General features: G+C 40.8%; 21 protein-coding genes. 8 read left to right on the top strand and 13 right to left on the bottom strand.

Annotated elements, in window-relative coordinates:
• Positions 1–85 precede the first annotated feature (85 nt).
• Both sdaAA and recG read left to right on the top strand, forming a co-directional pair.
• A complete protein-coding gene (gene sdaAA / locus ACQV1I_RS17575) occupies positions 86–976 on the top strand; it encodes an L-serine ammonia-lyase, iron-sulfur-dependent, subunit alpha (protein ID WP_018671763.1) in 891 nt (296 codons plus the stop codon).
• On the top strand, positions 969–3023 hold the full coding sequence (gene recG, locus ACQV1I_RS17570) for an ATP-dependent DNA helicase RecG (protein ID WP_116333392.1): 2055 nt from the start codon (positions 969–971) through the stop codon (positions 3021–3023). The genes sdaAA and recG overlap by 8 nt, the downstream gene beginning before the upstream one ends.
• Positions 3024–3302: 279 nt before the next feature.
• Here the strand turns inward: recG and ACQV1I_RS17565 are convergent, their stop codons facing one another.
• Positions 3303–4589 (bottom strand): hypothetical protein, encoded by a 1287-nt coding sequence (locus ACQV1I_RS17565; protein ID WP_116333391.1) that lies wholly within the window; start codon positions 4587–4589, stop codon positions 3303–3305.
• A 273-nt stretch (positions 4590–4862) separates the two neighbouring features.
• Between ACQV1I_RS17565 and ACQV1I_RS17560 the strand changes: the two genes are divergently transcribed.
• The gene (locus tag ACQV1I_RS17560; RefSeq protein WP_116333390.1) at positions 4863–5294 is read left to right on the top strand and encodes a hypothetical protein; all 432 of its coding nucleotides are present in this window, start codon (positions 4863–4865) and stop codon (positions 5292–5294) included.
• 263 nt (positions 5295–5557) lie between these two features.
• Here ACQV1I_RS17560 and ACQV1I_RS17555 read toward each other — a convergent pair whose 3' ends face one another.
• The 3 genes from ACQV1I_RS17555 to ACQV1I_RS17545 all read right to left on the bottom strand — a co-directional run bounded on the left by ACQV1I_RS17555 (position 5558) and on the right by ACQV1I_RS17545 (position 8202).
• Positions 5558–6223 carry an MBL fold metallo-hydrolase gene (locus ACQV1I_RS17555; protein WP_094699458.1) on the bottom strand — a complete coding sequence of 222 codons (666 nt, stop codon included), beginning with the start codon at positions 6221–6223 and terminating at the stop codon, positions 5558–5560.
• Positions 6224–6432: 209 nt separating this feature from the next.
• The gene (locus ACQV1I_RS17550; protein WP_116333389.1) at positions 6433–7482 is read right to left on the bottom strand and encodes a YncE family protein; all 1050 of its coding nucleotides are present in this window, start codon (positions 7480–7482) and stop codon (positions 6433–6435) included.
• Positions 7483–7662: 180 nt separating this feature from the next.
• The gene (locus ACQV1I_RS17545) at positions 7663–8202 is read right to left on the bottom strand and encodes a MarR family winged helix-turn-helix transcriptional regulator (RefSeq protein WP_094699589.1); all 540 of its coding nucleotides are present in this window, start codon (positions 8200–8202) and stop codon (positions 7663–7665) included.
• Between the two features lie 250 nt (positions 8203–8452).
• On the opposite strand from ACQV1I_RS17545, the gene dinB reads away from it, so the two are divergent.
• Positions 8453–9688 carry a DNA polymerase IV gene (dinB, locus tag ACQV1I_RS17540; RefSeq protein WP_116333388.1) on the top strand — a complete coding sequence of 412 codons (1236 nt, stop codon included), beginning with the start codon at positions 8453–8455 and terminating at the stop codon, positions 9686–9688.
• Positions 9685–10104, top strand: coding sequence for a hypothetical protein (locus tag ACQV1I_RS17535; RefSeq protein WP_018671754.1), 420 nt, complete (start codon positions 9685–9687; stop codon positions 10102–10104). The genes dinB and ACQV1I_RS17535 overlap by 4 nt, the downstream gene beginning before the upstream one ends.
• Before the next feature lie 46 nt (positions 10105–10150).
• Here the strand turns inward: ACQV1I_RS17535 and ACQV1I_RS17530 are convergent, their stop codons facing one another.
• Both ACQV1I_RS17530 and ACQV1I_RS17525 read right to left on the bottom strand, forming a co-directional pair.
• Positions 10151–11419, bottom strand: coding sequence for an MFS transporter (locus tag ACQV1I_RS17530; RefSeq protein ID WP_116333387.1), 1269 nt, complete (start codon positions 11417–11419; stop codon positions 10151–10153).
• Between the two features lie 12 nt (positions 11420–11431).
• Positions 11432–11878 (bottom strand): MarR family winged helix-turn-helix transcriptional regulator, encoded by a 447-nt coding sequence (locus tag ACQV1I_RS17525; protein WP_018671752.1) that lies wholly within the window; start codon positions 11876–11878, stop codon positions 11432–11434.
• Between the two features lie 132 nt (positions 11879–12010).
• On the opposite strand from ACQV1I_RS17525, the gene ACQV1I_RS17520 reads away from it, so the two are divergent.
• Positions 12011–12361 carry a YolD-like family protein gene (locus ACQV1I_RS17520; RefSeq protein ID WP_116333386.1) on the top strand — a complete coding sequence of 117 codons (351 nt, stop codon included), beginning with the start codon at positions 12011–12013 and terminating at the stop codon, positions 12359–12361.
• A gap of 266 nt (positions 12362–12627) precedes the next feature.
• Positions 12628–12909, top strand: coding sequence for a hypothetical protein (locus ACQV1I_RS17515; protein ID WP_003341509.1), 282 nt, complete (start codon positions 12628–12630; stop codon positions 12907–12909).
• Positions 12910–13232: 323 nt separating this feature from the next.
• Here the strand turns inward: ACQV1I_RS17515 and ACQV1I_RS17510 are convergent, their stop codons facing one another.
• The 4 genes from ACQV1I_RS17510 to ACQV1I_RS17495 form a co-directional block, all read right to left on the bottom strand.
• Positions 13233–13850, bottom strand: coding sequence for an ImmA/IrrE family metallo-endopeptidase (locus ACQV1I_RS17510; RefSeq protein ID WP_094699452.1), 618 nt, complete (start codon positions 13848–13850; stop codon positions 13233–13235).
• Between the two features lie 130 nt (positions 13851–13980).
• On the bottom strand, positions 13981–14622 hold the full coding sequence (locus ACQV1I_RS17505) for a GTP pyrophosphokinase (protein WP_018671749.1): 642 nt from the start codon (positions 14620–14622) through the stop codon (positions 13981–13983).
• Positions 14623–14912: 290 nt separating this feature from the next.
• Positions 14913–15299, bottom strand: coding sequence for a DUF2500 domain-containing protein (locus ACQV1I_RS17500; RefSeq protein ID WP_116333385.1), 387 nt, complete (start codon positions 15297–15299; stop codon positions 14913–14915).
• Positions 15300–15372: 73 nt separating this feature from the next.
• On the bottom strand, positions 15373–15999 hold the full coding sequence (locus ACQV1I_RS17495) for a stage II sporulation protein M (RefSeq protein ID WP_018671747.1): 627 nt from the start codon (positions 15997–15999) through the stop codon (positions 15373–15375).
• Between the two features lie 446 nt (positions 16000–16445).
• Between ACQV1I_RS17495 and ACQV1I_RS17490 the strand changes: the two genes are divergently transcribed.
• Positions 16446–17102 carry a hypothetical protein gene (locus ACQV1I_RS17490; RefSeq protein WP_116333384.1) on the top strand — a complete coding sequence of 219 codons (657 nt, stop codon included), beginning with the start codon at positions 16446–16448 and terminating at the stop codon, positions 17100–17102.
• A gap of 217 nt (positions 17103–17319) precedes the next feature.
• Here the strand turns inward: ACQV1I_RS17490 and ACQV1I_RS17485 are convergent, their stop codons facing one another.
• The 3 genes from ACQV1I_RS17485 to ACQV1I_RS17475 are packed head-to-tail and all read right to left on the bottom strand — an operon-like array spanning position 17320 to position 19553.
• A complete protein-coding gene (locus tag ACQV1I_RS17485) occupies positions 17320–18369 on the bottom strand; it encodes a TolB family protein (RefSeq protein ID WP_116333383.1) in 1050 nt (349 codons plus the stop codon).
• Between the two features lie 24 nt (positions 18370–18393).
• Positions 18394–19230 carry a permease prefix domain 1-containing protein gene (locus ACQV1I_RS17480; protein ID WP_116333382.1) on the bottom strand — a complete coding sequence of 279 codons (837 nt, stop codon included), beginning with the start codon at positions 19228–19230 and terminating at the stop codon, positions 18394–18396.
• Positions 19227–19553, bottom strand: coding sequence for a PadR family transcriptional regulator (locus ACQV1I_RS17475; RefSeq protein ID WP_094699446.1), 327 nt, complete (start codon positions 19551–19553; stop codon positions 19227–19229). Before ACQV1I_RS17475 ends, ACQV1I_RS17480 begins: the two co-directional genes overlap by 4 nt.
• Between the last annotated feature and the right edge of the window lie 246 nt (positions 19554–19799).

The raw sequence follows: 19799 nt of genomic DNA, 5'->3' as shown, positions 1-19799 counted from the left end.
GTGATGGATTATTTTTGTGAAAAATAAGACCCATTATGGGAATGGAGATAGAACTGGAAGGTAAGTGCTAAAGGAGTTGAGGTCCATGTTTCGCAATGTAGCAGAGCTAGTGGAACTAGCGGAATCACAAGGGAAACCCATTTCTCAAATCATGATTGAGGCAGAAATGAACTTTTCTGAGCGATCTCGTGAGTCTATTATGGAAGAAATGTATCGCAATCTGGATGTGATGGAAAAAGCGGTGCAACGGGGATTGACCGAGGATATTCGTTCACATAGCGGTCTGACTGGTGGAGACGCTAAAAGACTACAACAATATATCAATGAAAAACCGTTTTTATCTGGTAAGACGTTACTCAATGCTGTAAGTATGTCAGTAGCTGTTAATGAAGTGAACGCAGCGATGGGGACGATTGTTGCCACGCCAACAGCAGGTGCTTGTGGAATTGTACCTGGAACGTTGTTTGCTGTATCTGGAAAGCTAAATCCAACACGCGAGCAAATGGTGAATTATCTTTTTGCGGCGGGAGCGATTGGATATTGCATTGCTAACAATGCCTTTATCTCAGGAGCAGCTGGTGGTTGTCAAGCGGAAGTAGGATCTGCTACAGCGATGGCAGCAGCAGCGATCGTTGAAATGGCTGGAGGTACACCAGAGGAATCAGCCCAAGCGGTAGCAATCGCTTTGAAGAATATGCTTGGTTTGGTTTGCGATCCAGTGGCTGGTTTGGTTGAGGTTCCTTGTGTGAAGCGCAATGCAATGGGGGCCGCCATCGCAACAGTAGCTGCTGATATGGCAATGGCGGGCATCAAGAGTGTGATCCCTACTGATGAAGTAATTTTAGCGATGTATCGTATCGGATGTAGTATGCCTAATACCCTGAAGGAAACGGCACAAGGCGGGTTGGCTGATACGAAGACAGGTCGTGCAATTGAAGCAAAAATCTTTGGTGTGCCGGTGAATCAGCATGATTGATTTGTTAGCCGGGCCTGTTAGCAACCTGTATGGAATTGGGGAAGAGCGGGCCAAAGATTTAGAGGCGCTTGGCATTTACAACATCAAGGATTTAGTAGAGTATTTTCCATCGCGTTATGAGGATTATCGCATCCGCGATTTAACTGAAGTGAAGCATGAGGAGAGGGTTACTCTTGTAGGCACAGTCTACGGCGAGCCCTCTGTTCGCTTTTTTGGCAAAAAGAAATCACGGATCAGTGTCAAACTCGTCATGGATCGCGTAGTGGTTACAGCTGTTTGGTTTAACCAAATGTACGTTAAAACACAGTTATCTCCAGGCAAAGAGATTGTAGTTACAGGAAAGTGGGACAAGCATAAATTACAAATTACCGTGAGTGAAATGACACAAAAAGATTCACCACGGGCCCAAAAACGCAATGATCTAGTTCCGGTTTATCCTCTAAGTGCAGGAATTAATCTTTTATTTTTACGCAAAACCATTCAGCGTGCTCTTGAAAAATACGGTAAGTTAATTCCGGAAATTTTACCTCAGGAACTAGTAGAACGCTATCGTTTATTGCCACGTCATGAAGCAATTGAGTTGATCCATTTTCCGGGGGATGCACAAGAAGGTCATCAAGCTCGCCGCCGCATTATGTTTGAAGAACTCTTTTTATTTCAAGTAAAAATGCAGGCGTTTCGTCGGATAACACGTCAACAGACAGAGGGGGTTGCACAAGCCATTCCGCTGGATCTGGTGCGAGAATTCGTGCGTTCCCTACCGTTTCCGTTAACAGGAGCTCAGAAACGTGTGGTAAAAGAGGTGCTAGATGATATGCAGGCCCCCTATGCGATGAATCGTTTATTGCAAGGGGATGTAGGCTCCGGTAAAACAGTGGTAGCAGCTATTGCCCTGTATGCTACAGTGAAAGCTGGTTATCAAGGGGCTTTAATGGTGCCCACAGAAATTTTGGCTGAGCAGCATTTGCATTCATTAACAAGTTTATTAGAGCCATTGGGGCTACAGATCGCACTATTATCAGGTTCTGTTTCAGGGAAAAAACGTCGGGAGTTGCTTGAAGCTCTGCAATCAGGAAGCTTGGATGTAGTAGTTGGTACGCATGCACTCATTCAGGACGATGTATTTTTCTCCAAACTGGGGCTAGTGATAACAGACGAGCAGCATCGCTTTGGGGTCGAACAACGGCGTGTGTTACGTAACAAGGGACTTTGTCCAGATGTCTTATTCATGACAGCTACACCTATCCCACGTACGTTGGCAATCACGGCTTTTGGCGATATGGATGTCTCTGTAATCGATGAGATGCCAGCTGGACGTAAACCAGTAGAGACTTCATGGGCTAAGCATGAGCAGTTTCATCAAGTGCTAGAACGGATGCGAGCAGAACTATCACAAGGTCGCCAAGCCTATGTAATCTGTCCTTTAATTGAAGAATCCGACAAGCTAGATGTACAAAATGCGATTGATGTGCATGCGCAATTAAGTATGTATTTTCAGGAGTACCAGGTAGGCTTGATGCATGGTCGTTTGCCGTCCAAAGAGAAGGATGAAGTCATGCAATCATTTGCTAGTGCAAACACTCAAATTCTTGTTTCGACGACCGTAGTAGAGGTTGGGGTAAACGTGCCGAATGCAACCTTTATGGTAATCTATGATGCTGAGCGGTTTGGTCTTGCCCAATTGCATCAGTTACGTGGACGTGTTGGTCGTGGTGCTGATCAGTCATATTGTGTACTCATTGCCGATCCAAAATCAGAAGTTGGAAAAGAACGGATGCGTGTCATGTGCGAAACGAATGACGGTTTTGAACTATCTCAACGCGATTTGGAGCTTCGTGGTCCAGGTGATTTCTTTGGAACCAAGCAGAGCGGGGTTCCTGACTTTAAGGTAGCAGATTTACTCAGCGACTATAAGGCGTTGGAGGTAGCTCGCCAGGAAGCAGCGGTTATGGTCAATAAGGATGAGTTTTGGACAGAGCCTGCTTATGAATATTTGCGCTCCTATTTGCGAGAGCAAGGAATTTTAGATGGTACTGTTTTAGATTAGACAAGCAAAAGGCGTTCTTTGTTCTTTTTTGGGGATAACGAATGTAGATGATTCTGAGTATTGTCTTATACTTGTAGGACGAAAAAGAGTGTAAATAAGAACAATAGTTCGATGATTTGGATGTAAGAACCCCCTTCCCGCTTCTAGATTTTAGAAGAGGGAGGGGGTTTTCGTGTGGAAAACGACGAAATATGAGGCGTTTTGCTCGTACTTATGTTCATTTACAAAAATCTTTTGTTTAAAAACCAATCGATGTAGCAGGAAATCAAGGTCCCTTGACTAGTCGATGGAATCTAACAAAATTACTTCACCATTCGTTGCCAGTACTCCATAATGGCAATCTAGTTTTCCACACAATACATAATGGGTTTTCTCTGGATGCAATACATATATGGGCGTTAAAGTGAGGTGCTGTTTAAGCGGTTCGAAGGCAAGCTCTTTGTCAATTGTTATAGGTTCAGCTTGCGCTAGATTTCCATATACGTCTTTCCAAAAGAACTGATTATCAAAATAGGAGACAATATGCAGTTGTTTCGGGTCTAAGAATAAAGTGATTTTAGCTGATATCACTTTGGTGCTAGAAACAGGTCGGAGTATTGCCTGGATATAGCTATTTTGCCGGTACAGATAGGTTAGTTTCCAGCGTCCTGACTCTGTTGGATACATAGAACGTAAAAAGTCGGAGATTGCATGAATGGCTCGCTGCTGCTCAGCCTGTGTAATTGGTAACATATCTGGATGTGGTTCGTTAGCAAATGCTTGTTCGGCTGACACTTCCGCTTGGTTCTGAAACAGGGTAAGTTCTTGTTCCTCATACGTAAGCGTTAATGGTGTGTCCCATTGAAAAACATGGTCGATATTCAATCGAAACCGATTATCTACTATAACTTCAAAAGGATAGGTTGTTGATAAATCATTGGTTATATAAATTTCTTCGAGCGCATAAGCCGGTATCCATTTGTTTTGCTCTGTTGAAGGGAAATCGAGTAAGCTAACCTGTTCGTTTGCGATTTGTATTACATCTTCATCTAGGACAATTGTATAGGGCTCTTCTTTTATCATTCCTTTTGTAGGAAACGATCCACTTACTGAAAAAGAAATAAGCTGTCCTTTATCATTATGTTCTACCGTAATCATTCCACCTGGGGAGAAAGGAACTCCATTATGGCAGGCTGTAAAATTGTAGGTGGTTGAGGGCTGTGTCTGATCATTTAGAATGAACTGCTCTTCATGACGAAGTCCTGTTTCTGTTTCTACCCACTCTATTATTTCTGAATACGTTGAGAAGCGTGTGGAGCTTGTGGAAAAAGTTTCTTCTCCGACAAAAATGACACTGGTAAAGCGCTTGGAGCTAATATCATATTCGATTACGGCTGTACCGGGTGGATTCAAATCATCCTCAGTACGTTCTGTCACCCCGTTTACAAACCATTCCATGCTTAATTGATAGGTTGTACCACGAATAGTATCCGCCGTTGCATATAAACGGCTCGTATGTAAGTGATACGTTTGCAGACCAAATTTTTCATTTGTAGCAGTAATAATCTCTTGCACTCGTTTATCCACTTTTGATCACCTCTATAGTAAGTTACGTAATTTGGTCGGGATGGTTTCACGGGAAACGTACATAGAGTCAAATTGTGGAGGAGTTTTCTAAGGCAAATGCTTATAGTAAAGGATAAAATGAAAAATGAATAGTTGTTCGTTACCATTATAGGATGAAAGCGTTTTTAATTATGGCAAAGTTTCGTCATTTCAAGGAAAGAGTTGGCGAAAGATTCTTTTTTCACTATGATGATTCTTAGTATCTACAGCACGAGGAAAGAGGAGCAGGGCAGCATGTCTTTTTTGCGCATCATCACTGGCTTGTGGGAAAACCAGGAAGAAACATATGAACAGGCTTGGGACCCCATGCTAGCCACGCGTTATTTTGAGATGGATCAGTCTGAGTTAGTACCGATTGTGCTTTGGACTTTAGAACACTATTTACCCAAGTGGAAGATCATTCATTTAGATCTGGAACGAGGTGAAATCATGGTAGAGACCATAGAGTGGTTTCATCAATATGATGTGGTTATCTCCGTTTACACGTTGTTTACAGGCAAGAGCACAGTGGATATAGTATCAGCTAAACGCTCCTGTATGGGTGATCTTGGTGCCTGTTATCGGCACGTTTCCCACTTCTTTGGTGCTTTGCAGGCAGCGCTATCCTCACGAGAGGAAGAGTATGAAGCTTATGAGCTTTTACAAAAAAGATTACTGCAAACATAGAACCAGTCTAAACCTAAAAGAGGGGTAGACTGGTTTTTACTTGATAGGCTAGGGTACTTTTGTGTATATAACAATGGCAGTCAGAACTTAAAGCTCCAGTGTCCAGAGAAAATAAAGTATTAGACTAATCAATCTCTCTACAGAAAAAGCCAGTCGTAACACGAAAATGAAGTGATAGACTGGCTTTGGTTTATTTGAACTATCGATACCCGTTAGCGTAACAACATCGTTTCACCAAAAGATAATCCGCTGAAACTTTAACTTTATAATCCTTGGCTAAGTCCTAATATCTGATCATTACCATTTACATTACTTAATCCCCCGTGATAACAAACCACGGATGCAATGTCGAGGTCTACATACTTTTTTAAAGAGAGACGAGCTGCATTCATATCCGGTGTGGTCGGGACATGAATTCCCCCAAGAATCCCGTTTACACTGTACATCGAATCCCCGGCAATGAGAGTCTTACTTTGCCTTAAATAAAGGCTGATATGCCCGGGAGTATGCCCAGGAGTATGGATGACGCGAATCCCGCCGCAAAACGGCAGTTCCTGACCGTCAATCAAGGTATCGTCCACTTTGCCTTTCGGGGGATTCTCAAGGTGCCCGTCTTTTAAAAGCGGTATCTCCCCCTGAATATACGGCTTATCCAGTTCGTGTGCATAAACTTTAACATTATTACCACACTCCTGCAAAATCTCAGGAAGACTGCCTATATGATCCACATCCTGATGCGTCAAAATCACAACTTTTAGTTTGTCGAACGACACTTCTACCTTTTCCATGGCCACGCGTAAATCGTCAATTTGCCCTGGGAATCCTGTGTCTATTAAAACAGCCATTTCTTGATCCCACAAAAGAATTGGGTGAATAATATTCCCATGAAAATCTAGATGAAGCATTTCTACTCCCTTTGAAATTTCCATAATATCGGGCCTCCGTAAAACAAAATTTTTACGCAAAATAATATTATTCTGTAGGTTTAGTTGTTGTCAACATCTTCTCTATAAATCGCTCGACATAACAGAACGGTTCCCCGCCGCTTAAATGAATTCTTTTATTGGTATATAGGAAGTAGCAAAGGAAAGATAACTGTGTCATATACACATCGTTAGCTTTCCTTTATTACAGCATTCTATATTTCTATATAGGCGATACCATGAGCATTTGGATGTATAGAAGGAACAGACTGATCTTGCTGATCTAGTTTAAGCGTATGAATTTTCTTGTAATGAATCAAATCTAATACACTTACTGTGCCTGATTTAAAATTGGAAACATATCCAATGGTTCCGTCAGAGGAGGAGCGAATGTTGAGAGGAAATAAATCTATTTCGACCGTGCCTAAGACTTGTAATGTTTCCCCATCGAGAATCGATACATATCCTGGTACTGAATCAACGATGTCCTTCGTAATAGCTGAAGGTTTTTCTTGATAGCGTAGATGACCGAGTAAAACCTTCCCGTCAATTGTCACATGAACAGGATGAATGATATCGGAAAAGGCTATCGTTTTGATAATGACATCTGTTTCTGTATCAATCATACTAAGGGTAGGCTGTTCGTTTTTATGATCACTTGAGAGACTTGGGGAAGGGACATAAACTCGGTGACCGTTAGGCGAAATGGCCAGCTCTTCACTACCAAATGGAACAGAAATTTTCTTCATTAGCTCTTTTTTACGTAAGTCTAAAACAGAAATAAATGGCGCTTCTTTATTAGCGGAATATCCTTTTGTACCTTCTGGATGAATCACAAACCAATGAGAGCCTTTTGCCCCAGTAGATATCCGATTGATGACTTGTCGCGTATCAGGATGAATAACGATAACGCCCCCACCATTTGATTCTACACTGGCATACAATAAGTCGTTGCGCTCATCAAAAGCTAATCCATGAGGAGCAAACTCAGGTGATATATCAATTGTATCCAGTAAGGTAAAAGTAGGGATATCGATAACCAGGATTTCATGACCGTTTTCTTTCGCATGACCATAAATTCCAGAACGGTAGGTAATGCTTACATATAACAGTTGACGTCTAGAATCAATACACACCTCATGTGGTTCAGGAATAGGAGATGTTACTTTCCCTACCTTTTCGTATGTTTTTGCATCAAAAAAATGAATATTGCGACCGTTTGAGCTAACGACTGATAAAATGGCCTGATTTTTAGTAACGTTCATTACGATTGCCCCCCTTGTTTGTGTAACGTTTTAAAAGTTCAGCTTGGAAAACAGTGTAATAGAGATCTACTAGAGGACATCACCTCCTTTCATATAATTAACTATCCATATAATAAGGTTATCTAACTATATAGAGAAAAAAATAAGGTAGCTGTATGATTCATTTATTTATTTATCTCTCTATCTCTCTTTCTTTAGCTTTGCCCTTGTACTTTCATGCATTTTCGTTAGGACTTTCTCTAAAACTCGACATTCTTCTTTGGTAAATTCCTCTACCAAAGAGGCACAAGAGGACCAGAAAATCGGTAACGAGCGAAACGTAATCTCTCTTCCTTTTTCCGTGATCTTAATGATTAATCGTCTGCGATCTTGTGGGTGGTGATCGCGTATTATCAATCCTCGTTTTTCCATCCAATCGAGTATGCTTGTGACAGAAGCTCGTTCGATCCCCAACCGATCAGCTATAGCTGATGGACTCATACTAGCTTCTTTCTCGTTTTTTTGATCTAAAATAAATAACAACAAGAAGCCTAATTTACTTTCCGAGATTCCCAGAGGGGCCAAGTCTATATCTATGGCATCTAATACATTATCGGATACCCATAGTGTGATTAATCCAAGCTTAGCTAGCATAGGGTCCGTGTCCTTCGATATCGTCTGCTTTATTAGCTCTTCGTATGCTCCTATTTGCATGGACAGGGATTCATTATTCGATATCATTGCTTCTGAGTGGTCTTTTTTCATGAACGTGCTCCTTTTGAGACTACATATCCATATAGTTAGGTAGGCTAATTAGAATGTTGCTATCATAGCATTAATTTCAAATAAATGCAATTATATGGTAAATGATATTTTTTATCCCGATGCACTTGATCACTGTATAAAATTACCTTCTGGTTCATAGTATAAATAAGAACAAGTGTTTGGTATACTATTCGACGAGAATATACGTTCGATAGGAGTGTTTGAGGTGCACAAGAAGCGGGTGATTTTTCTAATTGATATGCAAAGCTTTTACGCAAGCGTTGAGAAAGCGGCTAATCCAGAACTTCGTGATCAAGCTGTCGTGGTGGCTGGTGATCCAAAGAGGCGGAGCGGTGTGGTACTAGCTGCTTGTTCGTTAGCGAAAGCATATGGTGTGACCACAGCAGAACCCTTGTGGAAAGCTGAACAAAAATGCCGACATCTTGTGGTAGTGCGCCCCCGCATGCAACGTTATTTGGAGGTAGCAGCGCAAATTACGACTATCTTTGAATCCTTTACCGACTTAGTGGAGCCTTTCTCGATTGACGAACAGTTTCTCGATATTACGGGTAGCTTGCGATTATTTGGGAATGATCCAGAGGCGATTGCGACTAAGATTAGACAGCGTGTTCTCATGGAGACAGGAGTAGTCTGCCGAGTAGGAATTGGCGAAAATAAGGTTTTGGCTAAAATGGCTTGCGATATGGCTAAAAAGCAAGGGGATGGGATTTTTTGGCTCAAAAAAGAGGGGCTATCTGATACGCTGTGGCAGTTACCCATCGAAAAGCTGTTTGGCGTAGGTTCACGGATGAAACGTCATCTTCATCGGATGGGTATGTACAAGATTGGCCAGTTAGCAGAAACATCGCTTGATGTCATGATTAAACGTTTTGGAGTAAATGGAGAAGTGCTCTGGCGGACTGCACATGGCATTGATGAGTCACCTGTATCGGTTAAGGCGCATGATGTTCAGAAGGGGATTGGTCATCATATGACATTACCACGTGACTATCATACAGCAGAAGAGATTAAGGTGGTTTTGTTGGAGTTATGTGAAGAAGTGTGTAGAAGAGCTAGAAGCAAGCAACTAATGGGCGGGGTCGTAGCTGTAGGATGCCGAGGAGCGGATTTTGACGTGCCGACAGGTTTTTTTCGACAGATGAAAATGCCAGAGCCAACCAACGATGTGATGACGATTTATGCAGCTGTCTTAGAATTGTTTGAGCGTCATTGGGAGCATTCCCCGGTACGTAGCGTGGGTGTTCACATTGGACAATTGACACCAGATGATGTTTGCCAGCTTAGTTTATTTGAAGACAAAATGAAAAAGCGATCTCTTGCCTACACCATGGATGGCATTCGATCTCGCTTTGGCAATGATGCGATTATACGCGCAGTATCGATACTCGCGGCTGGTCAAGTGAAGGAGAGGGCACACAAGATTGGGGGGCACTATAAATGAGTCAGCCAGCCGTTCCACTTGAGTGGCAGGAGCATGTGCGCGAATCTATTTTATTTGGTTTGTTGTTTAAAGTAGCGATGGTGGACCAGCAGACTTTGCGACAGATTCCATTGTCTCTCTCCTATGTTCATTTATTGGATCACCTGTCTCGTTGGGCAGAGCGTAGACATCATTATCTGCGCAGAGCCCTACTAGACAGAGGATGCGAAGTGATTGGCACACAGACCAAAGGGGGCTTATATCGAGTACAGGTTCGGCTCAACGGCTATGTACACGAGCTACGCTATTCCCCCGAATTATTACGGGCAGAATGTCAGGCACGTGTCCAACAATGGCTGACGGGAGAGAAGCAACCAGATGATGTAGGAAAAGGTAGCACAAGCAGGGGCTTGGTTAAAAACCAAAGATTGATATGAACCTGTATGCTACTACCATCTACCTGCATGCCCTTACTCTCTACGGTTAAATCTTTACGTTCTCAGCATGCTTAGCTAGCTCTCTTTTCATGCGCTTTCCACGTGTCATTAAAAAGAACAAATAAACGAGCAAATAGGTCACCATAGCTAAAGCAGAGATGCGATACATGATTGCATAATTGGCACTCGATGCTACTACGCCGAGCAACATAGAACCGATGGCAACTCCTAAGTCAATGGAGTTGAGAAAAGCAGCATTAGCCATTCCTCGCTTATCTGGGCTTACTTCCTTAATGATCCAAGCCTGCATGGAGGGTTGTAAGGTTCCGTAGCCTAATCCATACAACACAGCCGAACAAATCAAACCTATCATACCAGTCGTGAAGGAGAGAGCGAGTAGACCAGCGATTACGAACAAAGCACCAGGAATCAGAACGGATACATGCCCTTTTTGGTCAAAAATCTTGCCGGATAGAGGACGAATACACAGAATAGCTAAGGCATTAAACAAAAAGAAGTTACCTACATTGTCAATTTGTATTTCCTTTCCAAATAAGGCCAAAAAGCTAAGTAAACCGCCATAAGTAACTGATAGCAAAAGATTTAGCAAACAGGGAAGCAAGATGTTCTTATCCAGAAAGGGAGAGCGACTATTGGATGGCACGGATTCTTGCACCGATTGCGTAATGGACGCCTTAGCATCTGTTTGCATAGTAGGCTCAGCATTTTCAGCTGCAACTGATTTTTGCTTAGGTAAAACGAGGTACAGCAAGGGAAAAATCAATAAAATCAACAAGGTAGAAGAGGCAGTCAATGTACCAAAGCCATACGTTGCTAACACCCATAATCCAATCATCGGTGCAATAGACATAGCTAGGCTGGTAGATAGACCGAAGTAACCCATACCTTCTCCCATACGGCGAATTGGAATGACATGAGAAACCATTGTGGGAAAGGTGGTACTAGACATCCCAAAGCCAATTCCATAACAAACGCGCATAACAAGCAAGACGGCAATAGTTCCACACCAATAGTATCCGGCTGTAGAGAGGGCAGCAATTACCAATCCTGTGAATAGTAGGAAAGTGATCTTCCCCTGCTTCAAGAGTTCCCCTGCGAATAACCGCGTCACAATGGCAGACAAGGCAAAGAGACTTGTTACTAGACTGATCGTAAAATCAGTAGCATAGAAGGTCTCTTTGACATAGGCCGGGAAAGCGGGAAGGATCATTTGTAAGTTAAGAAATAACAACAGATTACAGACTGTTAACAGTATAAATTTTTTGGACCAAAGTTTCTCTTGTTCTCCTATCAAAACGTACCACTCCTAAGACTCTATCTGTTTTTGAGCATTCTCACTCATTTGTTGTAAAAGCTGTTTCATAAACGCTAGATCAGCATCCGAGATGTTGTGGAGTGCTTCCTGAATCGTTTGTTGCTCGATGGGGAGTGTCTGTTTGACCATTTCTTTGCCAGCATCGGTTAAGAAAAGCAAAAAAGCACGGCGATCATTTTCAGACGTTTTTTTGTGAATCAAGCCTTTTTTATATAGTGCATCTAAAATTCGGGTTGTTGTTGGCTGATCTTTGGATGTACGGTGTGCTAGTTCTTTTTGATTAATACCGTCTTGTTTATCCAATTGATACAAAAGTGAAAATTGTTCGGTAGTAATGTCAAATTCCTTTAAGCGTGAAGAGAGCAGATAAACGATCTTGCGGTAGGTCTGACCCAGCATAAAGCCGATAGAGTCCTCAGAAACAATTTGTTTACTCAAAGGGGCTCCTCCTTTCTTAGAAAAAATACTTGCTACAACAATTATATGTAAGACAATTATTCTTGTAAATATATGTAGTTGAAACAAGTTTTTAGTATCATTGAAAAACGAAAAAAGAAAGCAGTGACAATCATGAAAAACAAGCCTGTTTCCAAGAAGGAAAATCTTTTTGCGTCTAGCCGATTTATCTTGCCAGAGCATCGAGACCTATATTTACGAATGAAAGCAGAGCAAGAGAGATACTGTCCACCTGACTTAGACGAGGAGGAGCGTGTCACTATTAGTGCCATATTGTTCCAAGGTTTACAACAAAAGCGTTTGCTGACACTGCGTTATTACGATGATAAGGGAGAACAACGTATTATCGGGCATGCTCTGCATGTTGATCCTGTGTCACAACGACTTAAGCTACAGACACAGAACGGGGTGTCTTGGATTAGCTACCAGACTATTTTGGCTGCTGAAGTGGAGGATATCTGGTGAAAATTTGTGAGGGTCGGAAAATAAATCGAGGAAAAAAATAAAATAAATGTGAGTAAATATCATGGAAATAGAGAGAAAATGAGTAGTAACGCAAAAAATCATGATTCGCCAAGATTGAACGATCTATTTTACGTTTCCAACTGAATTTATAGATTTTTCACTGGAATTTTGCGTGAAAATGCATTTTGCATTGGAAAGCGTTTTGGCTGTATTGTATGTAACGTGAGATTTTTACGAAAACACGTAAGCACAAAAGGGGATTACAAATGTTAGCACAAGAGATGGGCATGGTTTTAACCAAGCACGCGGAAGTAATGGATGCGAAGCGTTGGGCGAATCTGATTGAACAGATGGAAAAGAAAGGTTTGTACGTCGTGATCGAGACAGATACCAACTGCCGCATGCTCAGTCCACTAGGTGGATTGATGCCGATGCCTTCAAAAAATCAACAGCTGACGGTTTTGACAGAAGAAGAATTGCTAGCAAAAGGCCTAGATATTGGCCATCATATTGTAAAAAAGCAAGTAGATGTCGCTAGCGGATCATAAAAAGGATCAAACGAAAAAAACAAACAATGAAACCCACAAACCCACAAAATGAAACTAATGACACCAATGCAGCTGCCATAGGGCTCTCTTTCTTAGGAAGAGAGCTTTTTATTCCTGCTCTATTGACCGCCTTTTCCTCCTGCCGACATTAGTCATAAGCGAGCTTGTAGATTGTTGACATACTCCTAAAAAGGAAAACAGACTGACTCAGATGGGCCAGCCTGCATGCGTGTTTTTGATAAAATGTATACATCCAAATAAAATACTAAGTTAGTTACATATAAATAAAAAATATGAATAAAAAATATGAATGACAAAGTAGCCTAGTTTTGTTTCCTCGATAGCTGTTGCTGCAATTGGCTAAGCAAGCGTTTCGTTTCGGGAGTCAGAGAAGGTAGTTCAGGAGCTAGCCTTCGTTTTTGCCGATACATAATCATACTCCATTCTTGTTCTTGTGCTAGCCAGATTCGGCGTTTGATCTGCTCCCATCGTCGGGAAGCCAATGAGATCGGTACGCGAAAAGCTTGAGCTAGCTGGTTTAACCAATCCCTTTCGTATGTAGGCATAGTTAATGTTTGAAGTAAATAAAAGGGCATAGCTGCGTACAATTGAAAGTGCCCTGCTTGCATTTCCTGTAAGTCACGTAGAGCGGGTGGCAATGACAATTGATTGCCAGAATGGCGCAATGGATGACATAATTCATGAAAAAATTCGGCTCGTCGTTCTACTTCTGACAAATGCTGATGTAAAAAAATCAGAAAGTCTCCACTATTCTCGCACCATCTTACGTGGGATGGTAATCTTGTAAAAGCAATTTCGCCTCCAAATAACTCTGCAATCTCTTCTAGGTGTAATTCCTCAGGAGCTAGAAATCCATGTCGCTGATACCTAGCTGTAATCCATTCCTCTAAGGGTGTCATTTGATATAATTCGAGATTCATGAAAACCTCCTCCTCCTAAATTATAACTCAAAAATAAGAATATTTGTTCGTATCTAAGAAAAAAAAGGATAATTGCAAGCGTACGGGACGCATCCAATTATCCTTTTTCTTTTTGTATGGGGAGAAACAGCTATGCTTTGGCTCCCGCAACTACTTTAAATTCTTTCCCATTTAAGATTTCTTTGCGTAATCTCAACATTTTCTGGTCTAGGCTATTGGCTGCTTCAGCTGCTTCAGTCAATTCATGCAAGACATAAGGTGGTACTTGTTTATCGTACTTATAAAACAAAATATGCTCTAGGCTGGCCCAGAAATCCATGGCTAAGGTCCGTAGTTGAATTTCTGCGTTTACCCATTGTATTCCTTCATTTAAGACGAGAGGGACCTGAACGATGAGATGCAAGCTTTGATAGCCATTTGGTTTTGGAGAGGCTATGTAATCTTTGATCTCTACAAGGCGCAAATCTTCTCGTTGTTTAAAATGGTCCGCAATGCGATAGATGTCTTCAACAAAGGCACAAACGATCCGAACACCAGCTACATCAAACAGCTTGTCTCGCACGCTTTCTAAAGTCTTTGGCAATCGTTTACGCTCCAACTTTTTCATGATACTAGCCGGCTCTTTTAAACGTGTTTTGATATGTTCAATAGGGGAGTATCCATCTTGCAATTTCCATTCTGTATTCACAATCATGATCTTCGTTTCCAATTCACGTAAAGCGAATTGATAATGAAAGGCCATGTTTTTCCAAACATCCATATTTTCTAGCATAGGTACGCTCCTTGTATTTCTGTGACTTTGACGCTAAGCCTGAATGCAGTTCATAGGCATGGCATGGTGAGCAATATTAACTTTATTGTACCTGATGGTTGTGGGAGAAATATGTAAGCGGCGAAAAAGGACGTTGCTGATCGAAAACAGCAACGTCAGAAAAGGATATATGACATCATTTCAAACGAAACGGCTCTCGGCCCTTGGTAAACAACGGTCTCCATCATTTAAACAATATTTTTACGCAGAAGCAATAACAACTTCATGTGTTATCAATGTAAGATGAATGATTAAGCCGAAGTAGTTTGACGCTGAAAGCCTTTAAATCGTGTTCCTTGATAAGAAATAATACCATAGTCTCCTTCGACTAACAGCCCATATTGCGGTCCAGTCAATTGAAATTCTTTGCGCTCGCCATTCTCCAATTCAAATGTGACATAATATGAGGTGTGAGAAGCATGATTTTCAGAGCGACCAGACACTTGAAGACGCTTTGAAATAATATGAGCTTGTTTATTTTCGACAGGAGAATTGTTATTTTTCGTCCAAATAAATAGAGCACGACCAAAAACGAAAATAAAGCCACCAATCACAATAACAGGAATAACGTTAGACATAAAAGAGAACATGAAACCAAACATGGGTGATCCAGGCTCGAGCGGATTAGAAAAGAACAAAGTGGAATCCTCCTAATTACAAAAATAGAGAATATTCACTTGTATTATAGCATAAGTAGCACTTTTTTACAGTTTATACCACCTTGTGAATTAGAATAGGTGTCACATAGCCTTCAATAAGTGCTGCGAGTAACACAAGCGGTAAAATGACCAAAATATAGGTTTTAAGTGACTGGATGATGGCTTTTTTAACGGAATAATGATGGCGATTGCGTGAAAATAAACGGCGAAATACAGTAAGACTAAGAAAAATACCAACACTCCCACTTAAAAAGATAGCAATCATCTCAATAATACCGTGGGGGAGGATTCCGTAAACTAAGATATTTATCCAAGGTTGATTCTGAATAGCAACGGAAGCAAGTAAAATACTAATCGTGCTAATTGTGATGATCGCTGAGAAGGCAGGTAAAATAATCAACGGAATAATTCCGACTAAGACAGATAGGAAGGTCGCTTGAACATTATTTTTAAAAATAGTCCAGAAAAAATATGTGGATGTACCGCCTGACTTGATCCCTTTTGCTTCAAAGGCTTGAGCGAGTGTTGCCAACAGCTCTTTAACCGTTTGCGGATTTTTTACAATGAGCATATAAAAAACAACAGCGATGACTAAGGATACCAGCATAATAGTCCAAAAACTTTTCTTGTAATCTTGACGGAAATGTTCCCATTCTTGGGCATACAAATCACGTAGCATAGCACTTCTCCCCTTATCAGTTAAGAATAATGGTTTGTCTACTTGGTTATGTACACCTACAATCATGAACGAAACAATAATAGGTAAATAGCATGGTCAATGCTCACCTCAGTTCTGTAAAGCTCTACATGATTCGTGGGTGTGGATCTTATTTTCCTTTCCTAAAGACTTATAACGATATTATTTATATTACCATCCAAGTAAATTTAAGAACACGTCGAGCATGAATTCCTATGGTACGAAATATCGTTCTGGTTTTATAAGGATGTAAAGCTAGGCAAAACACCTAAAAAATATTTTTCATGAAAAAGAAAGGCAGAAGATGATGTCATGATTGGGAAAACAATGGTAAAATGAAAGGAACAAAGCCTTCTCCACCTAGAATGTAAGCTTAAAACGTCACAATTTTAAGCTTACAGTCCAAGCCAAGAGAAAGGAGTGTTTCTTTGACCAATCAAAAAAATCAAAAACTACGCTGGGCGGTTTGGATTAGTTTATCTTTGTTTCTTCTTCTGAAAGCCTCCTTTCCACATAACACCACGCTTCTATACCGCCTTTTACAGCAGATAGGAATTCCTACCAGAATAGAGACATTTCATGTAGATGGTATATTGCTTTTATTATTATTTTTCTTCGTACTTGCTCTTTTCCTGAAAGAATACGGGACAGGTAAAACAATTTTGACACTATGGATTGCTGTGCCAGTAGCAACATACCTTCTTGTAGGTGGTTTTCAATATTTTATTGCCACTGGTATCTACGCTCTCGATTATGAGAAGAAAAGAAGCTCCTGTCACTACCAAAAGGAATCAGATGGATTGGTTAAAGGAAGCTGCCAATTTCGTATCAAAAATTATGGTGGTAAAGAAGTCCATTTCTCAATAGATATGCCGTTTCGTCTATTCGATGATAACTATATTCAGTCGGAACCGTTGCGAGCAGAGTATGTGATTCAACCACGTGCAGAAGAGATTTTTGAAATGCCGTTTCAAATCCGTCTAGCTCAAACAATTCCAACCGATGAACCGGAAAGAATAGGGGGAGGCAGCATTTCAAGTCCAGAAATTATGGTGCAGGCAGAGGGGCATGAACGGAAACTTTAGAAAGAAGTGTTTGGAAATAGGAAGATAAGCACAAGTAAACTGATCTAAGCTGGACTAAGATAAAAGCGCAAGAAGATATCCAAAATATAGATATCTTCTTGCGCTTCTTGTTTCTATCAAAAAGTATTTTCGATATATTTGTCTTCTTGATAGAAAATCCCCCAAAGTGAAGGCGAGCCACTTTTTGTGATTCGTACTTCCTTTGGTGAAAGAGTTTTTATTTTGGCAGAACGATCTGTAACGTTTGCAAATTAGAGCCGTCTGTGTTCACTGTTCTAAGCTGATAAGAGGATTCAGCAGGCCAGCCAATATCCTCTAAGAAAAGTAGCTTGTTCTGTTTATGAAAATAGACAGGTGAATTAGCATGTTTTTGTAAAGTGGTGATTTGCTTGGCTTGTTTTGTTTCTAGATCCATGGTGAACAATTCGTATTCATACGTTTTGTTTGATGAAGCAAGTGAAACAGCTACAAAGGAAATCTGCTTCTCATCTGGTGAAAAACGAACGTCATACATCTCAGGTGTTCCAAGTGCATCGTTTACTGGTAAATAGCTAGTCAGTGTCTTTCCTTGTAGATCGGTAGCAAATAGTGACAGTTTATCTTGACTAAAGTCGCGCTTGTCAGATGAATTTGTAAATTTGGTGAAGAATAACTTTTGTCCGTCTGATGATACTGACAAGTCTGTCATCTGATATTCTTTATCATGTGTAATTTGTCGTTTGTTCTTCCCCTGTACATTAATAGAAAAAAGATCATATTCATGGGGGCGTTTAGAAGCGATTGGAGAGTAGTTTTTAAATACTCCAGCTTTTAAATAATAGATTGTTTGATTATCAGGAGCAAAAACGGCGTCCGTGATCAGCTCATCAGGCTCAGATAAAAGATGTAGTTCAGAGCCATCTGCATTCATAACGTAAAGTGCTTGTTCAGTGGTCTTTTTTTCTGCTCCTGTACGTCGAGCCAGAGTAAGGATCTTTTTCCCATCGCTTGAGTAGACGGGCTGAAACAAAGAATGACCAGAAAGACTTGCTAGCTTTTTGACGTCTGTTCCATCTGGATTTGCTGTATAAAGACTAGCTACCCCATTAACGGAGTAGGAAAATAGCAACCGAGAGTCATCTGGAGCAATATCAACCCCTGCTTCCAAACCTGTTTTTCCCGCATCCATTCCAGTGGTAGATGCATACAGAGAACCTGTCGCCCAAAGACCGATTGTTAGACAAAATGCAATCCCTAAAAATAACCAAGTGCGCGTTTTTTTGTTCATTTATATCACCTCTTGTATTTTTCGTTAGAAAGAACAAAGAAAGCCGACAAAAACAGCAGAGAAAACCCCGAAGAGCAATCCTAGAAATGGCATTCTACCAATTAACTTGTACTGAAGCCAATAGAGACAGGCCCATCCGAGGAGAAAACATATAGGAAAAATAGTGAAAATCCAGCCGAAAAATAGAATACCACTTGACCATTTTATAATCGGATATAGCAATACTAACAGTAAGGTTACATTTACTGTATGAATTACGTTTCTTTGTTTACGCTCCGAGAGGGCTAAGTGTAAAGGTTTTTTCCAAGCCGTCATCAGGAGTGTAAGCCAAGAGAGAAGAAGTAATAAAGCAGTGTTAGCCAACAATAGATTACGAATCCATTTTGTTCCTAAAAAAGCGAGATATGACCAATACAAAAAGAGTAGAGTGAGTACAATGAGAATCGTGCTGATCAAAAGTTTGCGCTGGAAAATATGCTCTGGATTCCAATAGAACCAAAGTAATGAACTACCAAGCAACATTCCAATTACCATAGGGAGAGGAATATATGCCTGTAAAATAAACAGGGCGTATAAGTAATGAAGAATGGTGAATAAAATGGAGCCTGCTCCCACAAGCAATAACAATAGACGATAATGCGGAGCTTGGGATTCTTGTAATTCTTCACCAATCTCCTGCTCACCACCAAAATCACGAATGGCTAACTGTTCAGCCTCCTCAGGTGAATAACCAGCTTGCAGATAATCACGTTGTAATTGGTGCAGATGGTCCAGAAACTCTTCTGCTAGCTCAATTCGATCCTGCTCACTAAATTCTCCATGTGATAAAATAGAGGAGACATACTCTTCCATTCGATTCATACAAAACCCTTGGATACCTTACTCACCAGTGAGTGAATCGTGTTCCACTCCGATACTTTCCGCTGTAATTCCTCTGTGCCAGCATCTGTAATTTGATAATATTTGCGTCTTCCTTGAGTCTCATTGTCTCCCCAATACGAGGTGGCCCATCCTTTTTTATGTAGTCGATTTAAGGCCGGATAAAGAGTACCCTCACTCATGTGATACAAATTATCACTTTTTTCCTTTAATTCTTTTGTGATTTCATAACCGTACATATCACGTTCAGAAATTAAAGAGAGTAACAAAATGTCGATGCTTCCTTTCATTAGTTCCTTATCCAATAAGCTCAGCTCCTTTTATTTTTTATATTGTATAACGATGTATCTTGTATTGCAATACGATGTATGTAATTTATTCATAATGAAAACAGCCCTTTCTTGGAATGGCGTAACACCATCCAGTAATAGGGCTGTTTTAGATCAAACATTCAGCTTGATTGCTTGTCACCATGCTGTTGGTTCGCTCCCATCTAGTTGTGTTTTGGAAGTAACAGGTTGTTCAAAGACAGAGGATTAGCTTCCATTAGT

It is taken from the genome of Brevibacillus sp. JB24b (genome assembly GCF_051713385.1).
In the GTDB taxonomy this organism is placed as follows: domain Bacteria; phylum Bacillota; class Bacilli; order Brevibacillales; family Brevibacillaceae; genus Brevibacillus_B; species Brevibacillus_B laterosporus.
The sequence above is the reverse complement of the archived record's forward strand: the minus strand, read 5'-3'. Positions and strand labels throughout refer to the sequence as shown.